General features: G+C 64.9%; 5 protein-coding genes and 1 pseudogene. 1 reads left to right on the top strand and 5 read right to left on the bottom strand.

All coding sequences use genetic code 11. The features are described 5' to 3' along the window. From A612_RS00170 to A612_RS00155, 4 genes are all read right to left on the bottom strand, one after another. Positions 1 to 572, bottom strand: a 572-nt coding sequence (locus A612_RS00170; protein ID WP_019372601.1) for a replication initiator protein A, incomplete at its 3' end; no start/stop codon positions are given. Positions 573 to 586: 14 nt separating this feature from the next. After that, on the bottom strand, positions 587 to 877 hold the full coding sequence (locus tag A612_RS00165) for a helix-turn-helix transcriptional regulator (RefSeq protein WP_040435228.1): 291 nt from the start codon (positions 875 to 877) through the stop codon (positions 587 to 589). A gap of 83 nt (positions 878 to 960) precedes the next feature. Continuing rightward, the gene (locus tag A612_RS00160; RefSeq protein ID WP_040435226.1) at positions 961 to 1,722 is read right to left on the bottom strand and encodes a DUF2285 domain-containing protein; all 762 of its coding nucleotides are present in this window, start codon (positions 1,720 to 1,722) and stop codon (positions 961 to 963) included. Between the two features lie 308 nt (positions 1,723 to 2,030). After that, a complete protein-coding gene (locus A612_RS00155) occupies positions 2,031 to 2,381 on the bottom strand; it encodes a DUF2958 domain-containing protein (protein WP_040435232.1) in 351 nt (116 codons plus the stop codon). 230 nt (positions 2,382 to 2,611) lie between these two features. Between A612_RS00155 and A612_RS00150 the strand changes: the two genes are divergently transcribed. After that, a complete protein-coding gene (locus A612_RS00150; protein WP_040435230.1) occupies positions 2,612 to 2,908 on the top strand; it encodes a helix-turn-helix domain-containing protein in 297 nt (98 codons plus the stop codon). A gap of 134 nt (positions 2,909 to 3,042) precedes the next feature. On the opposite strand, the pseudogene A612_RS00145 reads toward A612_RS00150, so the two are convergent. Beyond that, positions 3,043 to 3,933: pseudogene (locus A612_RS00145) on the bottom strand (IS3 family transposase); the annotation flags it as partial. Between the last annotated feature and the right edge of the window lie 28 nt (positions 3,934 to 3,961).

Genomic DNA, 3,961 nt, shown 5'->3' with positions numbered 1-3,961 from the left:
CAGGCGGCAACTACCTTGACACGCACCGCCATCACCCCGGCATAGAACCAGTCCGGCAGGATCATCTCGATGCCCAGCGGCGTGCCGCGGGCATCGGCCAGTTCCTTCCACTCGTTGATCCATGAGAAACGGTGCAGTCGCCTTCCAGTGGTTTCGCGGATGGACGTGGCCACCGTCGTGGATTGCAGCCTGTCCAGCGCCGCCTTCAGGCGTTGGTAGTCGCGCAGCGACGTGCCCCGCCCGATGAAGCGCAGGATCTCGTAGGGCGTGGCCTGCATCAGGCGCGACGGGCGCAGGCCCGCGTCGCGCGCTTCCACGATCTGGCTGGCCGCCCAGATCAGCAGGTCCGCATCCCAGATGGTGGCAATGCCATGCTCGGCCGTGCCCTCCACGCGGATCGTGACGTTCCCTCCGCGAAAGTCGATCGGCGCTGTGCGCCGCGACTTGGCCAGCGAGAAGAACGGAAAGGCCATCAGGTCCTGGCTGTCGCGCGGCGCCATGTCGCCCGGCAGGGCGCGGAACAGGTCGAGCTGTTCGCGCTCCTGCGATGGCTTGGACAGGGCGAAGGCCATCCGCGCGCCAGCGGTCAGCGCGCACGACTGTCCGCCGCATGGTGCTCGGCGTATTCGGGATCGGACGTGCTGTCGAAGCTGCGCTCGGCGGCCCAGGCATCGAGGTCGGCCACGGCGTACATGACGCGCCGGCCGAACTTGCGGAACTTGGGGCCGCTACCGAACACGCGCTGTTTCTCCAGCGTGCGCGGCGACAGGCGCAGGTAGTCTGCGGCTTCGTCGTTGGTGAGATAGCGTTGCGGCTGCGCGGCCGTGGTCGAGACAGTTGCGGCAGCGGCGGCAGGCCGCAAGGGAGCAGGACGCATGGTGTGAACCTCCATCGGTGTCAAAGCTCCGGCCGCACAGCGCAACCGGATGGAGGCAGTCTCAGAAAACGAAGCCCTCCTGCTCAGGGCCGATCTGCGCTGGATGCAGAACGACCCTTCTCAAGCGGGGGCAGCTGTGCTAGGCGGCGATAACCGCCGCGCATCAGCGCATCGCCGCGCCGCACCAGGCGGCGCACCTTCGAGCGCAGGCCGCCGTCGCTGTACCAATCGGCCACAGCGTCGGCACCGAACAGTCCTTCGCCCACATCGCGCAAGGACGCGCCCGCGAGGGTCGCGTCGAGCGCCTGCAAGGTGTGCAGTTCCAGCAGCGCGGAAGGTGTTGGCCTGGGCGTGGTGGCAGCGAAGGTCGCGCCGCGTGCATGACCGCGCACAGGCGCGGCAGTGCCGCTCCGTTGGGCATAGGCCACGGCCATGCCGTCTTCCAGGCCGGGCGCCAGCGCAAAGCGCAGGCAATGGCCTGGGCTGCGCGCGATCAGCGCCAGCTTCTTGCCGTCGTGGAACAGTTGCTTGTGGCCGGGGATGCGCCAGAACGCGAAGGCGGTGGCATCCTGCGGCGGATCAGCGTCGGGGTAGAGCTGCACCACGGCGGCATGACCAGGCAGCCAGGCCGGATGCGCGTCACGCGCATCCAGCATCGGATCTTCCAGCAGGCGCAAGCCCCAGCGATGCGCTGCTTCAGGCCGGCCATGACGGCGCAGCCAGTCGAGCCGGTAGTCGGGATGCCTGCGCAGGTACTCCCAAGCGAGCGCGAGCGCATCCAGCCAAAAGACATACAGGTATGCGGCAGTCGGATACCAATGCGCGAGGTGATGAGGATTGACCATGACGTCTCCTCCTGCGAACAGGACTCGCCGCCACGGAAGAACTACGCGCTACATCGCCCTCGTCGGAACGTCATGGGTTACAAAGGCGGATGGGGCTGTCAAGACCGATTGGCTCCGATGTGTTGCGGTATTCGTCTCAATGCTGCGGCGGCAGCGCCCCGACCGGGGACACTGCACAAGCCAGCCTGCCGCGACCCGCGCCAAGCATCCTGTCTATTTGGGTCAGACTGGTGGGGCTACGCCGCAAGAATCCCGATTGAGACTTACCCGGTATGACACCAGACTGAAAAAGTCACAGTAAGCCGTATTCAGTCCGGGATCGCTCCGTCGCGCTCGGCCAGCCGGGTGTATTCCGACAGCGTGCGCGTGGGGCGGAAATAGAGGTCGCGCATCACGGGCTGCTGGCGCGGCCCGACGATGCCGGCCAGCTCGGACAGCTTGACGGTTCCCTGCGCCGGCATCCCGATTCCCAGGTCGATGAGTCCCCAGGCGGTGTCGCCATCGGCGGGATCGAGTGCGGCCAGCAGCCAGGTCACATGCGCGTCCGGCGTGAACAGCCGCACCACGGGCACCGGGTCGATGGCCCGGCCAGCGGCGCGGGCCTCGCCGTTGGCGAGCAGTTGCGCGCGTTCCGGGGCGGTGGTGAGCGGCTGCGGCATGGTCGGCAATCCCACAAATCCAATGGTGCACGAACGCGGTTCCACGTCGAAGCGCAGAACCGCGAAACCGGATTTGCGCCTTCGTGCGCAAGCACGGATGCGGTTCCGTGGCTCTACAGGAACCCGCCGATACGGATTTCCGTAAAAGCACAGGCATTGAATGAACACTATAGATTGTAGCTCTATAGGATGCAATGGGGTGTCATCTTGGTATTTGTGGGGAACCCAAGGTGGCAACAACTTACTCGCTGGCGAAGGCATTGAAGACGGTCAGGAAGGCGCGCGGCTTGAGCCAGGAAGCGTTCTCTGACGTGTCTAGCCGCACCTACATGAGTACCCTGGAGCGCGACCTGAAAAGCCCGACCTTGCACAAGCTGGCCGAACTGTGCGAAGTGATGAAGATCCACCCGCTCACGTTGCTGACCTTGGCGTACTCCGGCGACAGCGAACAGAAAGCCGATCACCTTTTAATGTTAGTTCGACAGGAACTCAAAGAATTGGCTGTGGATGATTCCGGCCAAAGATAGGTTTCTTCAAGGGACTTAAAAACAAACTCCGCACACCATGCCTAAGACTCAACTAAAAAAGCTAACAATCGAGAAATTCCGCGCATTGAACGATGTGAACCGCCCCGGTTTTCGCGGAGGCCGGTTGGCTTGAGTCAGGCCGGGCTGACCTGCTGCTCAAGATTGCGATAGTAGTTGGCCTCGAACTCGGCCGGCGGCACGTAGCCCAGCGGGGCCATCAGCCGATGGTTGTTAAACCATGACACCCATTCCAAGGTCGCTAGCTCCACCGCCTCTCTGTTCTTCCAGGGCCCCCGGCGATGGATCAACTCGGCCTTGTACAACCCGTTGATCGTCTCTGCCAGAGCGTTGTCGTAGGAGTCGCCCTTGCTGCCCACCGATGGCTCGATGCCGGCCTCGGCAAGCCGCTCGGTGTAGCGGATGCTGACGTATTGCGACCCGCGGTCGCTGTGACATACGAGCGGGCCGTCCTGGCCGGGCTGGCGGGCGTACAGGGCCTGCTCCAGCGCGTCGAGCACGAAATCCGTGCGCATGCTGGTGCTCACCCGCCAGCCCACGATGCGACGCGAGAACACATCGATCACGAAGGCCACGTACAGCCAGCCCTGCCAGGTGGACACGTACGTGAAGTCGCTCACCCACAACTGGTTCGGGCGCTGCGCGCTGAACTGCCGGTTGACCAGGTCCTGCGGGCATGGCGCACGCGCATCACCGATCGTGGTGCGCACCACCTTGCCGCGCACGACGCCACGCAGTCCCATGCGGCGCATCAGGCGCTCGACGGTGCAGCGCGCCACCGTGTGGCCTTCGCGTTGCAGTTGCCGCCAGACCTTGTCAGCGCCGTAGACCCGCAGGTTGGCCTGCCACACCCGTTCGATGTGGGGCATCAGTTCTTGCTCTCGACGGGCTCGAGTGCTGAGCAAGGTCGCATCGCGCTGCCGGGCGGCGTGCCGCCGGTACGCTGACGGGGCGATCTGCAGCAGCCTGCAGATCGGCTCGACCCCATGCTGTGGGCGGTGCCGGTCCGGTGCGTGTCAAGGTAGTTGCCGCCTG

The sequence above is a fragment of the Melaminivora alkalimesophila genome (assembly GCF_000282995.1).
GTDB lineage: Bacteria > Pseudomonadota > Gammaproteobacteria > Burkholderiales > Burkholderiaceae_C > Melaminivora > Melaminivora alkalimesophila.
Note: the sequence above shows the minus strand (reverse complement) of the source record. Positions and strands in the feature narration are given on the sequence as shown.